General features: G+C 57.3%; 19 protein-coding genes and 1 tRNA gene. 12 read left to right on the forward strand and 8 right to left on the reverse strand.

Going from position 1 to position 23,090, the window contains the following annotated elements; all coding sequences use genetic code 11:
• Position 1 precedes the first annotated feature (1 nt).
• Positions 2 to 2,596, reverse strand: a complete 2,595-nt coding sequence (locus ABSG47_RS06100; protein WP_424167760.1) for an ABC transporter permease — start codon at positions 2,594 to 2,596, stop codon at positions 2 to 4.
• Positions 2,589 to 3,296 carry an ABC transporter ATP-binding protein gene (locus ABSG47_RS06105; RefSeq protein WP_424167762.1) on the reverse strand — a complete coding sequence of 236 codons (708 nt, stop codon included), beginning with the start codon at positions 3,294 to 3,296 and terminating at the stop codon, positions 2,589 to 2,591. The genes ABSG47_RS06100 and ABSG47_RS06105 overlap by 8 nt, the downstream gene beginning before the upstream one ends.
• 38 nt (positions 3,297 to 3,334) lie before the next feature.
• Between ABSG47_RS06105 and ABSG47_RS06110 the strand changes: the two genes are divergently transcribed.
• On the forward strand, positions 3,335 to 4,000 hold the full coding sequence (locus ABSG47_RS06110) for an arylesterase (protein WP_424167765.1): 666 nt from the start codon (positions 3,335 to 3,337) through the stop codon (positions 3,998 to 4,000).
• Positions 4,001 to 4,003: 3 nt separating this feature from the next.
• Here ABSG47_RS06110 and truB read toward each other — a convergent pair whose 3' ends face one another.
• The 5 genes from truB to ABSG47_RS06135 all read right to left on the reverse strand — a co-directional run bounded on the left by truB (position 4,004) and on the right by ABSG47_RS06135 (position 7,680).
• Positions 4,004 to 4,882 (reverse strand): tRNA pseudouridine(55) synthase TruB, encoded by an 879-nt coding sequence (truB, locus tag ABSG47_RS06115; protein WP_424167768.1) that lies wholly within the window; start codon positions 4,880 to 4,882, stop codon positions 4,004 to 4,006.
• A gap of 32 nt (positions 4,883 to 4,914) precedes the next feature.
• Positions 4,915 to 5,517, reverse strand: a complete 603-nt coding sequence (folE, locus tag ABSG47_RS06120; RefSeq protein WP_424167804.1) for a GTP cyclohydrolase I FolE — start codon at positions 5,515 to 5,517, stop codon at positions 4,915 to 4,917.
• A gap of 62 nt (positions 5,518 to 5,579) precedes the next feature.
• Positions 5,580 to 5,987: a 6-carboxytetrahydropterin synthase gene (locus ABSG47_RS06125; RefSeq protein WP_424167771.1), complete on the reverse strand. Its 408-nt coding sequence runs from the start codon at positions 5,985 to 5,987 to the stop codon at positions 5,580 to 5,582.
• A 23-nt stretch (positions 5,988 to 6,010) separates the two neighbouring features.
• Complete coding sequence (locus ABSG47_RS06130; RefSeq protein ID WP_424167773.1) at positions 6,011 to 6,430, reverse strand: 6-pyruvoyl trahydropterin synthase family protein; 420 nt, start codon at positions 6,428 to 6,430, stop codon at positions 6,011 to 6,013.
• Positions 6,431 to 6,504: 74 nt separating this feature from the next.
• The gene (locus ABSG47_RS06135) at positions 6,505 to 7,680 is read right to left on the reverse strand and encodes a glycosyltransferase family 2 protein (RefSeq protein ID WP_424167776.1); all 1,176 of its coding nucleotides are present in this window, start codon (positions 7,678 to 7,680) and stop codon (positions 6,505 to 6,507) included.
• Positions 7,681 to 7,773: 93 nt separating this feature from the next.
• Between ABSG47_RS06135 and ABSG47_RS06140 the strand changes: the two genes are divergently transcribed.
• The 9 genes from ABSG47_RS06140 to ABSG47_RS06180 all read left to right on the forward strand — a co-directional run bounded on the left by ABSG47_RS06140 (position 7,774) and on the right by ABSG47_RS06180 (position 17,633).
• On the forward strand, positions 7,774 to 8,256 hold the full coding sequence (locus tag ABSG47_RS06140) for a TlpA family protein disulfide reductase (protein ID WP_424167778.1): 483 nt from the start codon (positions 7,774 to 7,776) through the stop codon (positions 8,254 to 8,256).
• 12 nt (positions 8,257 to 8,268) lie between these two features.
• A complete protein-coding gene (locus tag ABSG47_RS06145; protein WP_424167780.1) occupies positions 8,269 to 8,544 on the forward strand; it encodes a hypothetical protein in 276 nt (91 codons plus the stop codon).
• A gap of 107 nt (positions 8,545 to 8,651) precedes the next feature.
• Positions 8,652 to 8,728: transfer RNA gene (locus ABSG47_RS06150), tRNA-Arg, on the forward strand.
• Positions 8,729 to 9,257: 529 nt separating this feature from the next.
• Complete coding sequence (locus tag ABSG47_RS06155; RefSeq protein WP_424167782.1) at positions 9,258 to 9,488, forward strand: hypothetical protein; 231 nt, start codon at positions 9,258 to 9,260, stop codon at positions 9,486 to 9,488.
• Between the two features lie 351 nt (positions 9,489 to 9,839).
• Positions 9,840 to 10,193 carry a PadR family transcriptional regulator gene (locus tag ABSG47_RS06160; protein WP_424167784.1) on the forward strand — a complete coding sequence of 118 codons (354 nt, stop codon included), beginning with the start codon at positions 9,840 to 9,842 and terminating at the stop codon, positions 10,191 to 10,193.
• Position 10,194: 1 nt separating this feature from the next.
• Positions 10,195 to 12,861: an ABC transporter permease gene (locus ABSG47_RS06165; RefSeq protein ID WP_424167786.1), complete on the forward strand. Its 2,667-nt coding sequence runs from the start codon at positions 10,195 to 10,197 to the stop codon at positions 12,859 to 12,861.
• A gap of 8 nt (positions 12,862 to 12,869) precedes the next feature.
• On the forward strand, positions 12,870 to 15,563 hold the full coding sequence (locus tag ABSG47_RS06170; RefSeq protein WP_424167788.1) for an ABC transporter permease: 2,694 nt from the start codon (positions 12,870 to 12,872) through the stop codon (positions 15,561 to 15,563).
• Between the two features lie 417 nt (positions 15,564 to 15,980).
• Positions 15,981 to 17,069, forward strand: a complete 1,089-nt coding sequence (locus ABSG47_RS06175; protein ID WP_424167790.1) for an AAA family ATPase — start codon at positions 15,981 to 15,983, stop codon at positions 17,067 to 17,069.
• Complete coding sequence (locus ABSG47_RS06180) at positions 17,070 to 17,633, forward strand: hypothetical protein (protein ID WP_424167792.1); 564 nt, start codon at positions 17,070 to 17,072, stop codon at positions 17,631 to 17,633. It begins immediately after the preceding gene.
• On the opposite strand, the gene murJ is transcribed toward ABSG47_RS06180, so the two are convergent.
• A complete protein-coding gene (gene murJ / locus ABSG47_RS06185) occupies positions 17,620 to 19,260 on the reverse strand; it encodes a murein biosynthesis integral membrane protein MurJ (RefSeq protein WP_424167795.1) in 1,641 nt (546 codons plus the stop codon). The genes ABSG47_RS06180 and murJ overlap by 14 nt on opposite strands.
• A 181-nt stretch (positions 19,261 to 19,441) precedes the next feature.
• On the opposite strand from murJ, the gene ABSG47_RS06190 reads away from it, so the two are divergent.
• Both ABSG47_RS06190 and ABSG47_RS06195 read left to right on the forward strand, forming a co-directional pair.
• Positions 19,442 to 21,103, forward strand: coding sequence for a phospholipase C (locus ABSG47_RS06190; protein ID WP_424167798.1), 1,662 nt, complete (start codon positions 19,442 to 19,444; stop codon positions 21,101 to 21,103).
• A gap of 125 nt (positions 21,104 to 21,228) precedes the next feature.
• A complete protein-coding gene (locus tag ABSG47_RS06195) occupies positions 21,229 to 22,818 on the forward strand; it encodes a multicopper oxidase family protein (RefSeq protein ID WP_424167800.1) in 1,590 nt (529 codons plus the stop codon).
• The last annotated feature ends 272 nt before the right edge of the window (positions 22,819 to 23,090 follow it).

A 23,090-nucleotide genomic window follows, 5' to 3' on the forward strand; every position in this document is an offset into this window, starting at 1 on the left:
CTTACTCCTCGCGCAGCACTTCGAGCGGCCGCAGGCCAAGTATGCGATAACTCGCAAGCCAGCCTGTGGCCGTGGCAAGAATGGCAGTACCAATCAGTGCCGTGGCCAGAGCGGCCCACTCAATGTGGAATGAGATCTGCATTCGATGCAGCAAACGCTCGGTAAGAAGATTGGCGAAGATGGCGCCCACGAGTCCGGCAAGCAGGCCCAGAACGCTGAACTCCACGCTGAAGGTGCGAATAATCCGCATTCGTGTCGCGCCCAACGTTTTCATCACTACGGCTTCACGCATCCGGCGAAAACGTGTGCTGGCGATTGAGGAAGCGAGAATCATTAACCCGGCAAAAATGGAAAAACCCGCCAGGAAGCGGATCACAAATGTGATTTGATCGACAACGGACTCGATGCGATTCAGCACGTCGGCCAGATTGATAGTGGATACCGTCGGATAGGACGCAAAGAGAGCACGCTCGATATTGCCCACTTGCCGCGGGTCGATGTGTGCGCCGCCATACCATGTCGCCGTCTCGCCTTTGAGCAATGCTGAGGGCAGAACAAATGGAACGCGCGTACCAAGGTGCTGTCCGTCTGCTCTGTAAATCACCGCAACTTTCAGCTTATGGTTTCCATTCACGGCGGTTGACAGCTCGACTGAAGAACCGATGCCGAGGTGCAGCCTCTGCGCTGCTCCTTCCCCAATCGCAATCTCCTGCGCATTCTGCGAGGACCACCATTTGCCTTGCGTTATTTTGTCTCCGGCGGGCGGTGTGTCCGCCCAACTCAGCTCCGCGTTTTCCAGCATTCGTAACGGAAAATGCTGCCCGCGGAGTTGCTCCAGCGAAGCGCCGTTGATGGAAACAAACTGCCCCCGAACTACCGGCATCAGATCGAGCGGCTCCGTCACTCCCGGAAGCCGATCGAAGAATGCCTTGAAGGCGCCTGCTTCTTCGGTTGTGACGTCCACCACGAAGAGATTCGGCAGCTTGGGCGATACCGTCTCATGTATCTCATGCAAAATGGCAGACTGCATTAGAAATACCGCGAGAATCAACATGACGCCTGTGCCGAGCGATGCAAGCACCGACGCAGACTGGTTGCCGGGACGGTAGAGATTTGCCAGTCCCTGGCGCAGAAATGAGGGAAGGTGCAGCCGCACGCGATTCAGAAAGAAGCGCAGTGTGCGCAGTGTGATGGCAGAAAGCGTGAGAAGAACAGCAAGCGCCGCGGCAAGACCAATGGCGAACACTGTACCGACTGCGGGTGAATCTGAGAGCGCCCAGGCAATACCACCCAGAGCAGCAAGCACAACAAGCGAAAGCAGAAGCTGCAACCTGCGAGACCAGAGTCGAGAGATGAATCCACGCATTCCCGCTGCATCCTGCTCGACAAGTCTCCGCAACACAAGAACCGGACGCACACCCCGCACATCGAGCAGAGGTGGCAGGCAGAAGAGCAGTGTGGTCAATAGGCCGGTTCCCAAGCCTGCGCCAATGGAGCGCCAGGGAAAAGAAAATACCGCATGCACCGGGAGTAGTTTGCCGAATACGGCCGGAAGAGCCGCCATTACGCCAAGCCCTGCGGCTACTCCTAACAGCGCGCCGGCAAGGCCAAGCCCCAAAGTTTGCAGAAGAAAAATCCGCAGGAGGTCTGCCGAATTTGCGCCGATGGCTTTGAGAATTGCGAGCATATCCATGCGCTGTTCAAGGTGCGCATGCATGGACATTGCTACGCCAATCGCTCCCAGCACCATGGCAACCAGGCAGATCAGCGAGAGGATTGCCGTTGCTCGATCCAGACCATCCGTCAATGCGGGATTGCCTTCGCGGTAATCCATCACCTGCGCATCCGGCAATGCGCCTTCCAGATCACGCCGGACGGATTGCGGCGTAACGCTGGACGGAAGGTTGGCAGGCAGTTTGAAGAGTAGCCGTTGACTGGCGCGGCTGCCGGGAGCGAGCAGACGCGTGCTGTCCAGTCCAGAACGGGAGATCATGACACGCGGTCCCATACCCGCTCCAGCGCTCATGCGGTCCGGCTCCTGGCGGAGCACGGCCGATATACGAAAATTTTTGCCTCCGAGCCGCAAGGTCTGGCCCACATGCGCGTTCAGCCGAATGAGAAATTCGTCCGCCACGATCACGGAATCGCCGGCAAGCGCCTGCTGCATCGGCATGGCCGGTTCCAGCTCAGCGGAGCCATAGTATGGATATTCCGCTGGATCTACGGCCTTGAGACTGACAAGCAGAGGCACAGGATCGGGTGGCGCGGAAGCCATCGAGATCGTTTCGACAATCCATGTTCCACGGCTGCCTGGAATCTTCTTTTCTATCGCATCGACTTTGCTTAATTGATCGGGCGTTGGAGCGCCAAAGATCCGCGCGTTCAGGTCGCCGCCCATCAACGAGCGTGCCTCCGCGCCGAGCGTACTGCGAAAGCTGTCACTGAAACCTCGCACACCCACGAGTGCAGCCACGCCGATAGCGACCGAGAGAACAACAAAGATAAACTTTCCCGGCGCAGATTTCAGGTCGCGCCAGGCAACTCCGGCCGCACGCTTCCAACTCAGCGGACGTTTTTTTAATCGAGGCCTATCCATGCTGCGCCTGCTCTTCAGCTATAGGTTCATGGGGCAGCGTGTCTTCAACAATCTGACCATCGCGGAGAACGATCTTCCGATCCGCCATGGCCGCCACTTCCGCGTCATGCGTTACCAGCACCAGAGTGGTTCCCGCACGTTTGTTGCGGTCCAGAAGCAGATCGAGAACAAGGCGTCCATTGGTGGAGTCAAGATTTCCTGTGGGCTCGTCTGCCATCACAATCGGCGGCTCGACGACAAAAGCCCGCGCCAGGGCAACGCGCTGCTGTTCGCCACCGGAAAGCTGAATTGGATAGTGATCCATCCGCTCCGCCAGGCCAACGGACTTGAGCAGGCTGCGAGCTTTATCCAGGCCGTTCCCGCTTGCATTCAGCTCAAATGGCAACAAGACATTCTCAAGCGCTGTGAGCGTGGGGATGAGCTGATACGACTGAAAGACAAAGCCGATCTTGTTGCCTCGCACGGCAGCAAGCTGCCCTTCTTCAAGATTATGAATGGGCACGCCATCCAGCCAGATCTCACCGGAACTGGGCGAATCCAGACCGGCCAGCAAGCCGAGCAAAGTGCTCTTGCCGCTTCCACTGGCGCCTACGATTGCTACAAACTGGCCTGCGGGAATTGTGAGCGAGATTCCTTTCAGAATCTCGACCCGCCGAGCGCCGTTCTGAATGACTTTCTTGGCATTCTGGACTTGGATCAAAGAAAACTCCGTTTCGGGGTCATATAAGAATACGCAGCTTGCGCGCTCCAGTTCCCTGCTTCTGGTTTTACACTGTCGAGGTGGACGTTCGACGCGTGCTCTTCGTTTCATTGTCTCTGCTGATACTGCTTCGCCCGTCTTTTGCGGCAGAGCAGCGGACCCTGATCTGCTTTGGAGACAGCATTACTGCGGGATACGGCCTGCCGTCTGGCCAGGGTTTTCCCGAGGCGCTACAGCGGAAGTTGGATCGCAGCGGATACCACTATAAAGTGGACAATCAAGGAACTCCGGGAGCTACCACGAAGGATGCCGTTGCCAGCCTGCATACTATCCTTGCATTGCACCCGGATGTGGTCATTGTGGAGTACGGCGGCAACGATGGGCTTCGCGGTCTGCCGCTCGACGTGACCCAGCAGAATCTCGACCTTATCCTTACAACGCTTGCGAACGCGCACATCAAAACTTTGCTTGCCGGCATTACGCTGCCGCCGAACTATGGTTCTGACTACATTCAGTCCTTTGAGGCGATCTTTCGGGAGTTAGCGGCCAAACACCATGTCGCGTTCGTTCCGATGCTTTACAAGAATCTGGCGCATGTGACGGGCACTCTGCAGGAGGATGGCATTCACCCTACGGCAAAGGGCTCTGAAATTATTGCCGACACGCTGATGCCTACGCTGACGCCTCTTCTTCGCAAGAACTGAAGTTCACCCCAGGACGACGATGGGCTGAAATAGCGTGCCCGCTACACGTCGTGCAATTGCGGCGAGATCCCGCTGCGCTGCAAAGACCTTCACGAGCGGTGCTGACGAAAACTCCGGGAGATTAGCCTGCCCGCCGTTCCGCATCCGGCCCAGAACATGTGCATCCGCAGTTACCGCCGGCATCTCAGGAAGCAGGCTGCGCGGATGTACGAGCTTCTCTTCGACTCCGGACGAGTTTCCGGCAAGTTCCTGCAGCTCATCGAGCTTGTGCGCTTCAGAGAGCGTAAATACACCTGCGCGGGTACGGCGCAGACTGCTTAGGTGCGCTCCACAGCCTAGCGTCTGTCCCATTTCATGAGCAATGGAGCGCACGTAACCTCCGGCGCTGATGCTCAGCGTGAAAGCGGCCTGATCGCAGTCCAGTCCAGTGATTTCGAAAGAATCAATATGGACCGTCGCAGGCTTGAGTTCCACTGGTTTGCCGGCGCGAGCCAGCTTGTAAGCGGGTTTACCTGCAATTTTTTTGGCAGAGAAGGTAGGGGGTATCTGCTGCATGGTTCCGTAGAAACGTGCTGCTACATGCCGGACCTGCTCAAGCGTCAATTCAGGATCTGTAGCTGCAGACGCTGGTTCACCCTCGGCGTCGTAGGTGTCCGTAGCAAATCCGAAACGGATGGTACCTGTGTAGGATTTTTCAGCTGAAGAGAAGAACTGCGCCAAACGTGTAAACTTTCCCAGCAGCAGCGGAAGAACGCCTGTCGCCATTGGGTCCAGCGTGCCCAGATGCCCGATGGACTGCTCTCCTGTAATCCTGCGAAGGCGGCTCACCACGTCGTGGCTCGTCATACCGCCAGGTTTGTCGATTACAAGCAGGCCGTTCACTTGTTTACTTTAGCCGATGCACCGGCTAGCGGTCAGAGCGTGACTGTTCCCGTTTGCCGCATCAGCGAGAGAAACTCCGAGCGCGTTTCCTTCTGCCGGAAGCAGCCTACCATTGCCGAGGTCACGGTAGAGGAGTTCTGCTTCTCGATGCCGCGCATCATCATGCATAGGTGGCGAGCCTCAATCACAACACCAACACCATGCGGCTCAATGGCATCCTGAATTGCATCGGCAATCTGGCGCGTCATGCGCTCCTGCACCTGCAGGCGGCGTGCAAAGACTTCGACGAGACGTGCAATCTTGCTGAGCCCGATGACCTTGCCCTTTGGGATATATGCGACATGCACTCTGCCAAAGAATGGCAGCATGTGGTGCTCACAGAGCGAGAACATCTCCACGTCCTTCACGATGACCATCTCATCGTAATCCACATCAAAGAGCGCTCCGTGCAGAATCTCGTTGGGATCCTCATGGTATCCCTTGGTGAGAAATGCCAGGGATTTTTCGACGCGTTTCGGCGTGGAAAGCAGCCCGTCACGCTCGGGATCTTCTCCAATACGACGTAGAATCTCGCGATACAGGTCTTCTGTACTGAACGCTGCAAGATCGTCCGGCTTTACAAGAGCCTTCAGCATCGATTTGCTTACAGCTGCGGTCTGCGCCATGAGAGATGGTCCTTTCTGTACAACATTCGTACTTACGCCGCTTTCGATCCAGCTGCGGACGGCGCGTCGAAGCACTGGAAGAAGTTGTTCTCCGTCTCTTCCACACGAACGGATGCGAGCTTGCCTGCGCGCAAATTTTCCTTCAAAAGGCCGAATACTATGCTGCATAAATTTTCCGTCGTTGGAACTACGGAGGCAAACAAAGGATCAAGATTCAGGTTTGTGTGGTCGAAGCGCTCGATCACAAGTCTCTTTACTGTTTCATCCAGATCCACCAGGTTGATGACCATGCCCGTCGCCTGTTCCACTTCGCCGCCGACAAGTACTTCAATCGTGTAATTGTGTCCGTGGCCATGCGGATTGTTGCATTTGCCGTAAGCGATACGGTTCTCGTCGGGCGTAAGCGCATCACTGTGCAGCCGGTGACTGGCGCTCAGCATATATCTGCGGCCAAAGTATGCTTTCAAAATTCACCCCGGTACTCGGCAAATATCTCTGGCGTCTCGTAAACGCGAATCGCACTCAGGCTTGCTCCTTTGGCGGCTTTCACTGCAAGCTCCAGCCGCTTCCATGCTGCAATCGCAATGTTTTCGGTCGTGGGAATGGCTTTGGCAAACTCGGCCACTTCGAGATTCAGATGACGATGGTCCCAGGCAGAGAGCACTTCATGCTCAATCGCATCCTTGAGCCACTTGAGGTCGACAACAAAGCCCGTTTGCGTGTCCGGTTCGCCGGCAACGGTCACCTCAAGCGTGTAATTATGCCCGTGTCCGTTGCGATTAGCGCAGCGGCCAAAGACCTGTTCGTTCTTCTCAGCGGACCATGCCTCATTCCAGTAGTAGTGTGAGGCGGAAAAGGTGGCGCGCCGCGTAAGAAAGATCATGAAAACCTCGAATATAGAGATGATCCTGCAGGGGGATCGGGTTCATAACAATGCAATTGGCCCGGCATTTGGCCTCATTGCGAGTATGTTCGGCCCTTCCAGCTTACCTGTTTCAGGATGCGGTGCTGAAACCAGCTGCGGTAGAGCAGAAAAATCAGTAGCGGCAGTCCCAAAGGGGCTAGAGCGCAGTCAGCGCCAGGAAAGTTCGACTTTGCAACGCGCACATAAAAACGGAATAGCGTTCGCACCCAGAGAAGAGCCAGAACCCATCCTGCAGCAAGCCACTGCATTCCTCTGGGTGTAAAGCGCGCACCCCATAGTTCCGCGGCGAGAATTGGAAGCGCAATCAGCAACACCAGATCGAGAAGACGCCAGGCTGCCAGCATCAACGAATCGTTGAAGAGCAATGCCAGGTTCTTAGTCCAGCCTTCCATCATGGCAGCAGTTGAGCGATACATGCGTGTGGATACGGCATCACCCGCATAACGGAAGCGCAGTCCCACTTTACGCCGCTTAGCCAGGAAAGCCAGTTCGACGTCTTCCAGCACGCGATCCCTTACAGCGGCATGGCCTCCGATACGGCGGTAAGCCTCGCGCTCGACGAGAAGGAACTGTCCATTGGCTGCTGCTATTCGCTGGTTTGGGTCGGAGACCTTTGCCGGTGGATACGCCAGCGACAGTTCACTGAAGATGAGCGGCATGAGCGCTCGCTGTGCAATGCCAGTGACGATCTGGCGCGGAGAATAGCTGAGCATTCCTGCTTTGTGCCGCTCGGCCTCATGGATTCCGCGGTGCAAATTGCCGGGCTCGTGAATCGTATCTGCGTCCGTAAATAGCAGCCAGCGACCTCGTGCCTTGCGTGCGGCGGTCCAGATGGCGTTGGATTTGCCGGTCCAGGCTTCTCCTCGCTTCGCGCCAGGCTGGAATATATCTGCATTGTGAACCGTAACGCCATTGAAGCTGCGGGCAATCTCGGCGGTGCGGTCGGTTGACCCGTCGTCTACGACGATCAGCTCCCAGTCGCGGCCAAGCTGGAAAGCATCTTCAGACTGGGCGACAAGCGACTGAAGGCAGGCTCCAATGCAATCTTCCTCATTGCGCGCGGGAATGATAACAGTCAGCTCGATAAGCGGATCGGGCTCGGGCTGGTCAAAGACCGTTCCGGAGCGCGCAAGAAATTCGATAGGCTCGCTGGAAAGGCCCAGAACAGGCTTGAAACCGCCCTCCTCCTGACTTTCTCCGTTTTTCATGGAATCATTCGACATAGGTCAGTGCTGTTGTTTCAGCGAGTTCCTCTACTTCAGTATTATAAAAACGTGCGCTCCCGTAGTATTTTTCCTCGTTTGCTGAGCTCTGCCGTACTGCCTGCGGCCGTGCTGGCGCTTGTTTCCGGTTGCAGCCGCGGCGCGCACCCTTCGCAGGTCGGTAAGGCAGCGCCTGATTTCACAGTAGCCGACAGCACGGACTCCGTTCACCTGGCCAGCTATCGCGGCAAGGTAGTAGTGCTGAATTTCTGGTGGAGCCAGTGCGTGCCGTGCATCGAGGAGACGCCGGGGCTGGAGGCATTGCACCATGAACAGCCGAACCTGGCTATTCTGGGCGTGAGCATCGATGAGGATGAGCAGCAATATCGCCATTTTCTTGAGCGCTATCACGTGGACCTTACCACCGTGCGCGACCCGAATGAGACCGCGGCAAAGCTGTATCACTCGGAAGCATGGCCGGAGACGTACATTATTGACCGGCAGGGCGTGATCCGGCGCAAGATTGTCGGCAATCCGGATTGGACGAACCCCGAGATCCGGGCCTATCTCAAGAACCTCTAGTATCATCAAGCCATGACGACAGTGGAGATTCTCTACCGCTACGCGGCGCAACCGACAGAGGCTGTTCTCTTTGCGCTTTCGGCAGCGCGCGAAGTGTATGGCATCCGCCAACTGACGTTCGATCGTGCGGCGCAGACGGTGCGGGTGGAGTATGACGCCACGCGATTAAATGCTGCCACGGTGACGGCGCTCGTGCGGCGCGCGGGGCTTGAGATTGCCGAGGAACTGCCCCTCATTCCTCCTCCACCGCCGGAGCCTGCGGCGACACCAGAGCCCGCCAAGGCTTAGACATTTCACCTCAACGAGCGAGACTTGCCGAGGGATCCTCGGCGTTGCGTCCGGACCGATTCCTTGATATTCTGAGTGAGGTTCATTTCTGAACTTCACTTCTCTTTGCGCCCGTAGCTCAGCTGGATAGAGCGACTGACTACGAATCAGTAGGCCGGAGGTTCGAATCCTTCCGGGCGCACCATGATTCTAAAGACTTTAGCGGCAAAATTAGCCCTCCGTCCTAAGGATGTGAGGGGGTTCACTGTCTGCAGATTTGCAATGCGCTGTAATCCATTTTCACTAGACTTTGAGTGCCCCGTCAGCCATGTCACAGTCAACAACTATGCTCTTTTCTGTGCGGATTGAGAACCGACACCGCCGCGCGTTGCGCTGTTCGGCAAGCCGCTGCCCCGATAAGAGGCCCAATGTCCTTCTTGCTCCGTAATCGGTCCTGCGCTTCCTTAGCCGCATATGTTTCCTGTACTGCTTTCGTCACTACGTCCGAAAGTTGCAGGCGCTCAGCGCACATTGGAGCCGCAATATCAGATTTGTGGGGCATGGCCTCACCATCATAGCTCAGATATTGCAGCCCAATCCCTCTCAGCGGGTTTCCAGTGCCCCGTTTCGATGCTGTTACTAATAATCCTCTTTTCATTACTTTCGTGAATAGTTCGTAAGCTGATGCCTGTACTGCAACCAGCCTAAACCTCCGCCGACACATCGTAGGAGTTGTGCAACTGGAGGACGTATTGATTGATTTAGAGGATTTTTTATTCCTACAAAAAACGAATATCGAAGAAGTGGACGAGGGCGACGGCGGAGTGCTGACGTTGAAGTGTAATTATTTCGAGTCACTAGGAGAACTGCGGAGGGGAAACGTCAAAGAGATGAAATTCTGGATGTATAAAAATGAAGCTCAAAAACTGGCGTCGCTTCTAGCTGATGTCGTGGACCCGGCCTAACATACTGATCTTTTGAATCTCTCCCGTTGCGCCTTATCTTCGTTACCATGCCGCAGACGTGTTCCTGGGGAACTCCGACTACATGCATACGATCCAGGCGCAGTCTGGCAAACGACCTTAATTCTATGCAAAGTTTCTGAAGGAAATCCCAGCAAGAAAGTACATTGGACAGAAGTAACGACTGGGCCGGGATGAGCAACTCATTCCTCTTGCGCGCCATCGAAGGCGGGAATTCGGCTTCACGTGGAAGTTTTCCCCACTGTTTGGTTCGCATCCTGCAATGCAAGCGTCTCGCCATATTTTTTTGAAATACCTATTTTAAAAATAGGTATTTTGCGCTATCTTCGTTTCATGGCGAAGAATCCCAAACACCGCGATCTTTTTCCGGGAGCGCTGGAGATCATGATCCTCCAGTCGCTGCGCGTGAGGCCGATGCACGGCTATGCGCTTGTGAAGCACATCAAGGAAGTTTCCAATGACCTGCTGCAGGTGGAGGAAGGCTCACTGTACCCGGCGCTGCAGCGGATGCTGCGGGAGGGCTGGCTGGAGTCGGAGACTGGCACCTCATCCAAGGGCAGGCCGACGCGCGTTTACCGGCTGACGGATGCTGGAGTGCGGCACCTGGAAAAAGAAGTTGTGAGCTTTGAGCGGATGTTTGCGGGGATTACGCGGGTGCTGGCGGTTGTTGCGCCGCTGGAGGCCTGAGATGGGAATAGTCAAGACTGGATTGCTTGGACGCCTGTTTTCTCGGCGCCGTCGGTATGACGATATTTCTGTCTCGATCCAGGAGCATGTTGCGGAACGCGCCGACGAACTGATGGCCGAAGGGATGCCGCGCGCAGAGGCGGAACGGGCGGCGCGACGGGAGTTTGGCAATGTGACGCTGATGGAGGAGCGCAGCCGCGAAGTATGGCAATGTCCCACAGTCGAATCATTCTGGATTGACATTCAATATGCACTTCGGCAGATGCAACGTTCGCCCGGATTTTTCTGCATTGTGATTTGCATCCTGGCAGTGGGTTTCGGCGTCAGCGTTGCGATTTTCAGCATTGTGCGGACCGTGCTGTTGAGTCCTTTGCCGTTTCACGATCCCGGGCGGCTGGTGCAGATTGTGAGTTGGTGGCCCAAAACGGGCAACCAGACCGACTGGAGCGCGCCGCTACGGGATGCGATCGACTGGAAGGCCACCGTTCCGGCCTTTCAGGATGTGGCAATGTACCACTACGATCTGCACAATCTGACAGGGAAGGGCGAGGCGGAATCTCTCTACGGCTTGCGTGTGACAGCTAGCCTGCTGCCTATGCTCGGAGTGCATCCGCAGTTGGGGAATTGGTTTTCAGCGGATCACGATCTGCCGGGAAATACGCACGTGGTCATCCTTAGCGATGATTTGTGGCGGCGGCGCTTCGGCGCGGATACGGGAATCATCGGGAAAACGATTCATCTGGACGATGAAGGCTATGAGGTTGTTGCGGTAATGCCCAAAGGTTTCAATTTTCCGCTGAAGCTTGGGACCACTGCACTATTGCCGACGGACCAAATGCAGTTTTGGACGCCGCTGGCCCTCGACCTCGCCACTCTAAAGCACGGCGCGCAAGATGGCGGTGTGATTGCGCGACTGAAGCCGGGCGTTACGCTGGGCGAGGCGCAAGCGGAGTTGGGAATTGCCTGCCGCTCATTACAGCGGCAATATCCAGAGACGAATCGCGACCTGAGCGCCCGGATATTCTCCCTGCGCCAACTGACGGTGAGCCGTGTGAATCTGCCTTTGCTTGCCTTGTTGGCTGCTACGGGTTTGATTCTGCTGCTGGCTTGCGCAAATGTAGCGGCGCTTCTGCTTGCTCGCGGCGCGTTGCGCTACGGAGAATTGGCGATTCGAATGGCGCTGGGCGGCAGTGTCTGGCAGGTCGCTCGAATTCCGATGCTCGAAGGGATTCTGTTGTGCTGTTGTGGATGCCTGCTGGGCGTGCCCACTGCGGCGGCAAGTGTGAAATTGTTGTTGCGATTGGCCCCTGTCGATGTGCCTCGGCTGGCGGACGCCAGTGTCGATTTCAAAGCGGCGCTGTTTGCGGCCTTGCTGGCAATTGGCTGCGGTGTGCTGATCGGCGGATTGAATGCCCTGCAAGTCCTGGGGCGCTCACCGAGAGAGGTTCTGTCAGAGGCCTCACGCAGCAGCTTGGGAAGGCCCAGGACGAGGTTACGAAGTTCACTCGTTGTGGGACAGGTGACGCTTGCAGTGGTCTTGCTGAGCATGGCGGGACTGATGCTGCACACTCTGGCCAATCTTCGATCGACCGACACCGGTTATCGCGGGGACAATGCGTTCTATGCGGTGACGGTGCTGACGGCCCCTCAATATCGTCAGTTTGATCAGCGACAAGTGTTCTTCAGGAAAGTGCTGGATCGGCTGAGGAGTACGCCGGGAATCAAGGTTGCCAGCGTCTCGACGGGGTTCCCGTATGTTGGGCAATACGACGGCGTGAACGCACAGTCTGTGAGCATGTCGGCACGCAATGGCAGTCATGCCGGGATCGAGGCGGAATTCAACGCAGTTTCCTCCGACTATCTTGAAGCCATGGGTGTGCGGCTGATCGGCGGACGATTGATTGCCGAGACGGATACGAGCAATACACCCAAGGTCGCGGTGATTGATGAGACGCTGGCGAGGGCTTTATGGCCGAACGAGGACGCGCTCGGGAAGACGATCAATACTGACGATCCAGCGAAGCCTGTCTGGCGGCAGGTGGTCGGGGTTCTGGCCCCGATGCGCAATAAGTCGATCGATGTGGCGGCGCGGCCAGGGATATTCATTCCGCTCGATCAATCCACTGGAAACGTAAATTTTGTGGTGATCAAGGCTTCAGTGTCGGCACGTGAGGCGACGCGATTGATCAAAAGCGCGGTGGGGAGCGTAGATGCCAACCAGGATGTGTTCTTTGTTCAATCTGTGCGGGAACTAATCGGCGACACAATCGCGGTGCGGCGCTTTCTGTTTCTGATGCTTGCTTTCTTTGGAGGAGCCGCGCTCACTCTCTCCGTTATCGGTATCTATGGTCTCGTATCGTTTATCGCTGTTCGTCGCGCTCGCGAGGTCGGCATCCGCATGGCTCTGGGGGCGACGAGAGGGAGCGTTGCTCGACTCATGGTATTGCATGGTGCTCAGTTGGCCTTGATTGGCGCAACAGGAGGTTTATGCGTTTCGATTGTGTTGAATCACCTCCTTTCGAGCATGCTTTTTGGTGTCGGGGTCTTTGATGTGAAGACGGCGATTGTGGCTATTACTGCTATAGCGGCAGGAACTCTGGTCGCAACCTTTATTCCTGCTTGGCGAACCGCCAAACTTCAACCTTTGCAGGCTCTTCGAACTGAATAGGAGCAACTATGACTTGGCTGAAGCAGTTTTTCTCGCGTCGTCGGCGATATGACGATATTTCGGTTTCGATTGAGGAGCACATTACCGAACGCGCCGACGAGCTCATGGCCGAAGGGATGCCGCGTGCAGAGGCTGAACAGGCGGCGCGACGCGAGTTTGGGAATGTGGCGCTGATGGAAGAGCGCAGCCGCGAGGCGTGGCAGTGGATGTGGCTTGAGTCTGCGCTGAGCGATGCGAAGTTCGCGCTGCGGCGGCTGCGGAAGGCGCCGGGATTTGCGGTGACGATTCTGCTGACGCTGGCGATTGGAATTGGCGCGAACACGGCGGTGTTCAGCGTGGTGAATGGCGTGCTGCTGAAGCCGCTGGCGTATCCGGATTCGGGGCAGTTGGTGTCTTTGCACCTCGACGCGCCGGGAATGGCAGGATTGTCGAGCACGAGCGATGGTCTGCGGCTTTCGCGGTCGATGTACATGACATTTGCGCGGCACAACCAGAGCTTTGATTCGATGGGCATCTGGACATCGGTGAATGCCAATGTGACGGGCCTGGCGCAGCCGGACGAGGTGGATGCGGCGATTGTGAGCGGCGGCGTGCTGGAGACGCTGGGCGTGCAGCCTGTGCTGGGGCGAGCGCTTTCCGCCGCGGACCAGGACCCGCGCGGAGCGAAGACGGCGATGCTGGGCTACGCCTATTGGCAGAAGCGATTTGGCGGCGACCGCGGGGTGATTGGACGAAGCATTGACGTGGACGGAGTGACGCGCACGATTGTGGGCGTGATGCCGAGGGAGTTTCGCATTGAGGACGATCGCTTCGACCTGATTGTTCCGATGGCGATTGATACGGCAGATCTAAAGCTGTACGGATTTGGGCTTGTGGGAATTGGCAGGCTGAAGCCGGGAGTGACGGTTGCGCAGGCGGATGCGGATGTTTCGCGGCTGATTGGCGTTTGGATGAAAGAGTGGACGAATGGGCCGGGAACGAATCCGGAATACTACAAGGTGTGGAGGATTACGCCGCACTTCATACCGCTGAAGCAGGCGGTGGTTGGCGATATTGGAAGCGTGCTGTGGGTGGTGATGGCCACGGTTGGCCTGGTGATGCTGATTGCCTGCGTGAATGTGGCGAATCTACTGATGGTTCGAGCCGAGGCGCGGCAGCAGGAGCTTTCGATACGGGCGGCTCTGGGTGCGGGACGCGGAAGGATTGCGCGCGAGCTGCTGATTGAGAGCGTGATACTTGGGCTGTTGGGAGGCGTGCTTTCGATTGGCGTGGCAATGGCTGGACTGCGGCTGCTGATTGCGCTGGGACCGACGGATCTGCCGCGGTTGAGCGAGATTGGCTTCGATGCGGGATCGCTGGGATTCACGTTTGCGCTGGCGGTTGTGTCGGGGCTGCTGTTCGGGTCGATTCCGGCGCTGAAGTATGCGGGTGCGAAGGCCACCGCGATGATGGGAGGAGCGAATCGCACGGCAAGCGCGGGCAGGGAGCGGCAGCGGTCCCGCAACATGATGGTGGTGGCGCAGGTGGCGATGGCGCTGGTGCTGCTGGTGTGCTCGGTGCTGATGATTCGCACGTTCATGGCAATGCGCAATGTGGATCCGGGCTTCAAAGACGCGGCGCGCATCGAGACGCTGAATATCTACATACCGGAGCAGGTGGCGAAAGATCCGCATATCGTGGCGCGGATGCAGCGCGAGATTACAGACAAGCTTGCGGCGATTCCGGGCGTGGCTTCAGTGGGCTTTGCAGCCACAATGCCGATGGATGGTGCGGACGCAAACTGGGACATTGTTGCCATCGAAGGCAAGGCATATCCGGGTGGGGATGGGCCGCTGGAGCTCTACAGCTATGTTTCAGCGGGATTCTTTCAGACGCTGGGCACCCGCCTGGTGGCAGGGCGCGACTTTACGTGGGACGACCTGGAAGGCGTGCGGCCCATGATCATGGTTTCCGAGAGCTTTGCGCGCGAGAACTGGGGTTCTGCCGGCGCTGCGATTGGCAAGCGCTTGAAGAAGTACGACAGGTCGCCGTGGCAGGAAGTGATTGGCGTGGTGGAAGACGTGCATGTGCATGGCGTGGATGCAAAGGCGCCGAAGATTGTGTATTGGCCGGCGGTGTTTTATGACCGCTTCGATACGCCGCCCGTGCTGGATGGACTGCGGTTTGCCTGCTATGCAATTCACACGAGCCGCGCGGGCACGGAGAGTTTGCTTCACCAGATGGAGCAGGCGGTGTGGGGCGTGAATGGCGACTTGCCGCTGGCGCAGGTGGGCACGATGCAGGAGCTTTACTCGAAGTCGATGGCGCGGACCTCATTCACGCTGGTGATGCTGGCTATTGCGGGCTCGATGGCGCTGGCGCTGAGCATTATCGGGATCTATGGAGTGATTTCGTACTCGGTGTCGCAGCGGACGCGGGAGATTGGCATTCGGCTGGCGCTGGGGGCGCAGAAGGATGAGCTGCGGTGGATGTTTGTGCGCTCGGCGATGGTGTTGACCGTGATCGGTATGGCGATTGGCATTTGCGCGGCGGCCGGCCTGGTGAGTCTGATGAAGAAGCTGCTCTTTGGGGTCAGTCCGCTGGATCCGGTTTCGTTTGTTGCCGTGCCGATTGTGTTGGCTGTGGCGGCGGCGCTGGCTAGTTATTTGCCTGCGCGGCGGGCTGCGTCTGTCGATCCGGTGGAGGCGCTGCGGGCGGAGTAGTGCGGCGTCCCGAAGCTTGCGATATGCCCAACTGGTTCCGCACAGATAGCTTCAGCAAAGCCGACTTTGCGGGAATGATATTTCAGGGTCGATTTCTTGAGTTTTCCCCGGTCCCAAATGCGAGGGACCGGGGGCACCCGCCGACCTCGACGTGTACTTTGGCGATTACGGACGAGTTGAATTGCGGAATATAGTTGCTATCAGGCTAACAACAATCGACGATTCGCGAACGATCCTCGGACGGCAACGAACGGCAGTCGAACATCGACTTGGGTCCCTGCGCGACAAGAACAATTTGTGGAGCTAAGCGATTGATTCTGTGCGCCGAACGTGACAAATATAAAAGTACGGGGAATCACATTATTCTCGTTGCAAGCACCTTTGTGCTAAAGCGAGGCTCCGTATAATCGAGGTGACATGCTCACTCGGGTCTACATCGACAACTTTCGAAGCTTTCAGAACTTCGAGTTCAAGCCGGAGAAGAAGCAACTGCTGCTCGGGACCAACGGCAGCGGCAAGACTTCGCTGCTTGAGGTCATTCGACGACTGAAAGACTTCGTGAATGGAAATTTGAATGTCTTTTCACAATCGACCCGTACCCGCTGGGCCAATAGCTCAGCGCAGGTCTTCGAGATCGAAGCGAGGCTGGACGAGAAGAGATTCGAATATCGGCTCGAACTCGGCTACACGGGTGCGACGAAAGAACTAACGGTCGCACTTGAGCGGTTGACGGTCGAGGGTGAAACCGTGTTCCAGCTCGCCGAAGGAAAGATACGGTTCTTTCCGAGTACAAGCGAGTCGGTCGCCGTTCCCCTTCGGACCAATCGTTCCTCACTTTCACTCTCGGTATTGAGCAACAACGATGTGCGGCATTTCGTCGAATGGCTCAGCGATCACGTTCACTGTTTTGATATCGATCCCTATCCTGGCCAGATGGACGAGACAGCCGACAGCGAGGAGCGAGAACCCGACTTCGAGATGAATAATCTGGCGGGCTGGTATCGCTCTCTCATCACGACCAATCCCACCGAGAACGTGAAGTTTATCGAATCGATCAAGCGCTGCCTGGACGGGTTTCAGACGCTCAAGTTTTCGGCCCAGGACGACGACGTGCGAAAGCTTCGGGCGGAGTTCACCTCCCCCACGAAGAAGACCGTCAACTACTCCATCTCGGAATTATCCGAAGGTCAGCGCTGCCTGATCTCCCTTTACATGATCCTCCACTTCCGCATAGAACGCGGAGACACAGTCTTTATCGACGAGCCGGACAACTTTATTGCGCTGCGGGAGATTCAGCCGTGGCTTCTGGCTGCCGAAGAAGCCGTGGACGATCATAAGGGCCAACTGATCCTCGTCTCACATCACCCGGAGACCTTGAATCAATGGACCAGGCTTGACGCACTCCGGTTTTTCCGGGAGCAGAACGGGCAGGCACGTACAGCGAGGTTCTTGCCCGACGAGAGCGATCTGCAACCCTCCGAAGTAGTCGCCCGAGGGTGGGAGTAGTTGGCGAGACCATCGCTGGTTATTGTGCTTGTCGAAGACAAGCGGCAACAGCAGCTTCTCTTTCGCTACCTTCGGCGAATTGGGCTCGAGACGCACGCGATGCGCTTCCTCCTTCCCTCCTCGGGAAGTGGTGAGCATTGGGTTCGTGAGCAACTTCCGAAAGAGCTCCGCGAATACCGGAGAAGAAGTGCCCGGGCCGAGACCAAGCTGATCGCGGTCATCGACGCCGACAAATCAACTGTCCAGGATCGGCTCGCGCAACTGGACCGGAAGCTCCAGGAAGATGGAGTCGACCTGATCCGAGTGGACACCGAGCAGGTCGCCCGACTCGTACCAAAGCGCAACATCGAGACATGGATTCTCTGCCTCCATGGAATTGCGGTGGGCGAACGAGACGAAGACGACTACAAGAGAACACGGAATGACTGGGGAGATCTCATCCAACCATCTGCCAATACGCTCTGTGCGTGGAGTCACCCCGACACGCAGATCCCGGAACATTGCATTCCCTCGTTAAGACACGGGGTCGGAGAGCTTCGACGGCTCGACTTCAGCGACGTGTGAACAGGCGGCCAACTGCGCCCATGTTGGCGATACCGAGCCATTGTGTCCCTGCAAGGTAGACGGCTGCGAAAGGAATAAGAACGGATGGGCCTGTGAGGAGCGGAGCATTGAAAGGCAGAACCCGTTTGATCCCCGAACTGACTGCGGCGGCCGCAACTGCAACGAGCCATAGCTTGGCGATGCGCGATCTGGATGATGCTACGGCGCCTATCTGCCCGTGCAGTGCTCGACGCAGAAGAAGAAATTCTAACCAACCGGCAATACCAGCGGAGAGTGTCAGGCCTGCGGTGCCCCAACGCGGATCAACGCCGATAAGACGCGGCAATTTCAGCGCACAGAGGTAGCCAAGTGAAAGTGTGAGTGCAACGCGGATCAGAGCAAATTTGAGCGGAGTACGTGTATTCCGGAGCGCATAAAAGGCAGACGAGTAGAGGCGTCCCGAAGTGGAGGCAAGCAGCCCGACCGCGGAGCATGCCAGGATTCCCCAGACAAAGAGAACATCCTCGCCCTGAAAATGACCCGTGCGATAGATAGTGGCCACGATGACGTCTCCGAGCAGGACGAAAGCGACGGCTGACGGTATCACAAAAAAAGCAATTTGCTGCAAACCCTGCGTAAGGCGCTGCCGGAGAGCGTCGGAGATCTCAGCCGGCGTACCTAATGCGCTGGACATGGCCGGTAGCTCAGCAGCAGAGACGGCCATTCCAAAGAGGCTTACCGGCAGAGTGTACAGAGTTTGCGCGTATCCCAGTGCGGAAACAGCTCCGGTTCCGAGAAAGCTGGCCAGCCATGAGTCAACATAAGCGCTGATCTGCACGACGCCACGGCTGAGGAAGACTGGAAAGAAGTTTTTAGCTACTGTGCGGACATGCACGGTAGCAAAACTAATCTGCAGACGCAGCGGCCACAGGAAGCGCATGACTGTAGGAAGCTGCACAGCAAACTGCAGTCCGCTACCCACCACCGAGCCGATTGCAAGAAGCACGGCCAGCCGCGATTCGGAATGATGGCGACCGCCCCAGACCAGGGTTGCAATCATCGCGACGTTCCACACCACAGGCGCGGCGTATGACAGTAAGAATCTTCGATGACTATTTAGAATTCCGAGGCACCATGCGGAGAGTACCAGGAGCGCCGCGCCGGGAAAGAGGACTTGAACCAGTTGGATGGTAAGAAGGCGCTTATCGCCGTGAAAACCGGGTGCGATGAGGCCGATTAACCACGGTGTGGTGAAGACTCCAGCCACGACCAAGATCGTTGCAACGAAAAGCAAGAGGGAGAAGACCGCTTCAGCAAGCTGTGAAGCCTCTCCGCGTCGCTCCTCTGCGTTAAGACGCGCATAGACAGGGATAAACGACGCCGAAAGCACTCCCTCTCCAAAGAGGTTTTGCAGGAAATTCGGAATACGGAACGCGGCGCGAAAGGCGTCGGCGGCATCAGAATTGCCAAAAAAATGCGCAAACACCCGATCGCGGACTAATCCGACAATGCGACTGAGCAGAATGCCCATTGCAACGGCTAGCGCGTGTGTCCTGTAAGAACTATTGCGGGACTGTATATTCAAACCACGATTATAGGGAAACGGAGTTGGCGAAACCGGGCACAATTTGGCCGTGCCGAATTTCATAACAGTCTCAGTAACTCCTTCGGCCCGAGCGCAATTTATTACTTCCTTATGAATATGACTAAGTTGTGGATTCCGGTTAGCTTATTCTCAGGGATATAGCGCATGATTCATGCCCTGTTCATCTGGAAGTTCTATTACTTTTTAGCGCGACCTTTACAGCGCGCAGGAGGTCTGTAAGTCTATGGAGAAATTTGCAGCAGTCACGCTTGCCACATTGCTTGTGGCCGGCACCATGCCAGCCCCGGTGTACGCAGCCAACCCAGGCGGCGGCGCACCGACTGCCACCCCGATCAAGCATCTTGTCGTTATCTATCAGGAAAACGTCTCTTTCGATCACTACTTCGGAACCTATCCCTTCGCCACCAACCCCCAGGGTGAGCCCGCATTTTTCGCCAAGCCCGGCACGCCCACGGTGAACAACCTTCTGGGCAGCGGACTGCTGACCAGCAATCCGAACCTGCTGAACTCCGAGAATGGCGCAGGCGCGACGAATCCCTTCCGCCTGGATCGCAGCCAGGCCGCGACGGCCGATCAGGATCACGACTATACGCCGGAGCAGAAGGCATTTGACCGCGGACTGATGGACGCGTTCCCGGCCTCTGTTGGCACGGGCGACACCTCCGCCGTGAAGAATGTGGGCTCCGCACCCGCAATTGCAGACACCACCGGCTTGACGATGGGCTACTTCGACGGCAACACGGTGACTGCCTACTGGAACTACGCGCAGCGCTATGCGATGAGCGATAACTTTTACGGCACGGACTTTGGTCCTTCGACGGACGGCGCGGTGAACCTGATCTCCGGACAGCTCAACGGCGTAATCGAAGACAAGAATCCGGGCGGATCGACGATTGATGACAGCAACGGCGGCCTGACGCTCATCAGCGACGCCGATCCGTTTGGCGACACCTGCTCGACGACGACCGGCGAGACAGTACGCTTTGGCGGCAAGAACATTGGCGATCTGCTGAATGCCGAGGGCGTGAGCTGGGGCTGGTTCCAGGGCGGATTTAACCTGAAGCTCACCAACAGCAACGGCACCACGAACTGCAAGCGCAGCACCACCTCCGCTGTCACGGGCGTGACCGAGGGAGACTACATTCAGCACCACGAGCCGTTCCAGTACTATGCCTCAACGGCGAACCTGACACATGCTCGTCCGTCTTCTGTTTCCAACATTGGTTTTACGGACACAGCAAACCACCAGTACGACATCAACGACTTCTTCGACGCGCTGAGCGCCGGGAATCTGCCCTCGGTTTCGTACCTGAAAGCTCCTGGTTTTGAGGACGGCCATGCCGGCTACTCCGATCCGCTGGACGAGCAGAACTTTGTGGTCACCGTCATCAACGCCCTGCAGAAGTCGCCCGAATGGAACTCGACGGCGGTCATCATTTCCTATGACGACTCCGACGGTTGGTATGACCACCAGCAGAGCCCGATTGTGAACCAGTCCGCCACGGCGGCTGACATGGTTGCAGGTCAACCTTCCTGCGGCACGGGCGCGAATGCGCTGCCGGGCGCTCTTGGCGCAGCACACGCGCAGGGCCGCTGCGGTTATGGTCCTCGCCTGGTGCTTCTGGCGGTTTCTCCGTGGTCCAAGTCGAACTTCGTCGATCACACGATCATCGACCAGACCTCTATCCTTCGCTTTGTGGAAGACAACTGGCTGAAGGGCAAGCGGATCGGCGACGGCTCGTTTGACGTGCTGGCCGGGCCACTCGACAGCCTGTTCGACTTTACACGCGAGGGCGACGGCGGAACATTCATCCTGAGCCCCAGCACCGGATTGCCGGATCAGAACGGACGCGGCGGCAACGGCAACAACAATCGAGGCTGGTAAGAAACACAGCCTTGCACTACGGAAGTGGGAGTGCGGAGGATTTTCCTTCGCGCTCCCAACCTTTTTATACTTCTTATACTGTTGGCAGCAAGAGAGCCTATTCGTTGATTACACGCCGAAGATTTTTGAGCCGTTCCGCGTGGGCCGCCGCAGGGGTGTGCGCCACTGGGCGCGCCCTGCCACAGTCCATGCATGGGTCTGCAATGCGTACGCCCGCGCGCACGCCGAATCTCGATCCCGACACGCTGGCACGCTGGGTGGATGCGCTGCCTATGCCTCAGATTGCGCGCGCTGTGGAACACCGCGCCGCGCCGGACGGCAGCGGGAAACAAGTGCCGTTTTACCGCGTGCCCATGCGGGCAACAGCGGCGAAGGCGCATCGTGATCTGCCCCCGACAAATTTCTGGTCGTATGGCGGAGTTGTGCCGGGTTTGCAGTTTGAAACGCGCAGCGGCGAGGGACTGCTGGTGGAATGGGCAAACGAGCTGCCGAAGAAGCATTTTCTGCCGATTGACCATACGCTGCATGGCGCGGAGAAAGAACTGCCTGAAGTGCGCGGCGTGGTGCATCTGCATGGCGGACGCACGCCGGCCGAGAGCGACGGCTACCCGGAGGACTGGTATGCATCGGGCGAGTCGCGAACGTACTACTATCCCAACCGGCAGGACGCCGCGCTGCTCTGGTATCACGATCACGCGATGGGGATTAACCGGCTGAACATTCATGCCGGGCTTTTTGGCCTGTTTATGGTGCGCGATCAGGCGGAAGATGCGTTGGGGCTGCCGAACGGGAAGTATGAGATTCCACTGGTGCTGGCGGATCGCGACTTTACTCCGGACGGGCAGATGAGTTACCCGGTTTCTCCCGATCCCGCGGCTCCGTGGGTTCCGGAGCAGTTTGGCGAAACTCATCTGGCGAACGGAAAGCTGTTTCCGTACCTGGATGTGGAGGCGCGGCGCTATCGCTTCCGGATTCTGAATGCAGCCAATGGGCGCTTTTATGATTTGTCGCTTGCGGGCGGCGGCGAGATGGTGCAGATCGGCTCCGACCAGGGATTGCTGGCCGCGCCGGTGCGGCTGAAGTCTCTTATGCTGGCGCCGGGTGAGCGCGCCGACGTGGTGATCGACTTTGCGGAGCATCGCGGAGCGCGGATTGTGCTGAAGAGCGAGCCGTTTGAGCTGGTACAGTTTCGCGTGAGCGCACAGGCGGCGAACGATTCGAGTTCCCTGCCCACAACTTTGCGGCCTGTGCAGCGCATCGCGGAGTCAACGGCCGTGCAGACGCGCCGGCTGACTCTGGACGAGAACCTGAATAAGGTGGCGCAGTCCATGGGCATGCTGCTGAACAAAACGCCGTGGCACGCGCCGATTACAGAGAAGCCGGTGCTGGATACAACGGAGATCTGGGAGTTCGTGAACCTGACCGACGACGTGCATCCGATCCACCTGCACATGGTTCGATTCCAGATACTGGACCGGCGGCGCTTTGACTGGTTTGACTACATGAACTACGGCAAGCTGCGCTTTACCGGCGAACCGCTGCCACCGGAAGCCAATGAGATGGGATGGAAGGACACGGTGCGCGTGAATTCGCATACGGTGACGCGGATCATTGTCCCCTTTGCGGGGTATGCCGGCCGCTATGTGTGGCACTGCCACATTCTGGAGCACGAAGACAACGAGATGATGCGGCCATACGAGGTGGTAAACAGCTAGGAAGCGGGTTGGCGGCCTTCCGGATGACGGTTTCTTTTTCTATCTCTGGCCTGGCGAGAGGCAGGGCTGGCTGCGCGGGTGGACGAGCGCGGCGGAATGTTCCCTGATAGAATTTGCTTGAATAGTTATTTCCAGATCAACACATCCAAGCCCTAGGGCGTGTCATCTAATTGGTTATATGCGCGGAGCCTGGGCAGATTTTAGCTTGAGGTCATGACTGTAAGGCGCTATGGATTACGGGACGATCAGTGGGATCGGATCAAGGATTTGTT

Origin of the sequence: Occallatibacter sp. (assembly GCF_049510455.1) — a bacterium.
Taxonomy (GTDB): Bacteria; Acidobacteriota; Terriglobia; order Terriglobales; family Acidobacteriaceae; genus Telmatobacter.

Excerpts from the sequence above, each read along its gene's own strand:
- ABSG47_RS06100 (WP_424167760.1), bottom strand. The coding sequence starts at position 2,596 with ATGGATAGGCCTCGATTAAAAAAACGTCCGCTGAGTTGGAAGCGTGCG.
- folE (WP_424167804.1), bottom strand. The coding sequence starts at position 5,517 with ATGCTGAAGGCTCTTGTAAAGCCGGACGATCTTGCAGCGTTCAGTACA.
- ABSG47_RS06125 (WP_424167771.1), bottom strand. The coding sequence starts at position 5,987 with ATGCTGAGCGCCAGTCACCGGCTGCACAGTGATGCGCTTACGCCCGAC.
- ABSG47_RS06130 (WP_424167773.1), bottom strand. The coding sequence starts at position 6,430 with ATGATCTTTCTTACGCGGCGCGCCACCTTTTCCGCCTCACACTACTAC.
- ABSG47_RS06135 (WP_424167776.1), bottom strand. The coding sequence starts at position 7,680 with ATGAAAAACGGAGAAAGTCAGGAGGAGGGCGGTTTCAAGCCTGTTCTG.
- ABSG47_RS06145 (WP_424167780.1), top strand. The coding sequence starts at position 8,269 with ATGACGACAGTGGAGATTCTCTACCGCTACGCGGCGCAACCGACAGAG.
- ABSG47_RS06160 (WP_424167784.1), top strand. The coding sequence starts at position 9,840 with ATGGCGAAGAATCCCAAACACCGCGATCTTTTTCCGGGAGCGCTGGAG.
- ABSG47_RS06165 (WP_424167786.1), top strand. The coding sequence starts at position 10,195 with ATGGGAATAGTCAAGACTGGATTGCTTGGACGCCTGTTTTCTCGGCGC.
- ABSG47_RS06170 (WP_424167788.1), top strand. The coding sequence starts at position 12,870 with ATGACTTGGCTGAAGCAGTTTTTCTCGCGTCGTCGGCGATATGACGAT.
- ABSG47_RS06175 (WP_424167790.1), top strand. The coding sequence starts at position 15,981 with ATGCTCACTCGGGTCTACATCGACAACTTTCGAAGCTTTCAGAACTTC.
- murJ (WP_424167795.1), bottom strand. The coding sequence starts at position 19,260 with ATGAAATTCGGCACGGCCAAATTGTGCCCGGTTTCGCCAACTCCGTTT.
- ABSG47_RS06190 (WP_424167798.1), top strand. The coding sequence starts at position 19,442 with ATGGAGAAATTTGCAGCAGTCACGCTTGCCACATTGCTTGTGGCCGGC.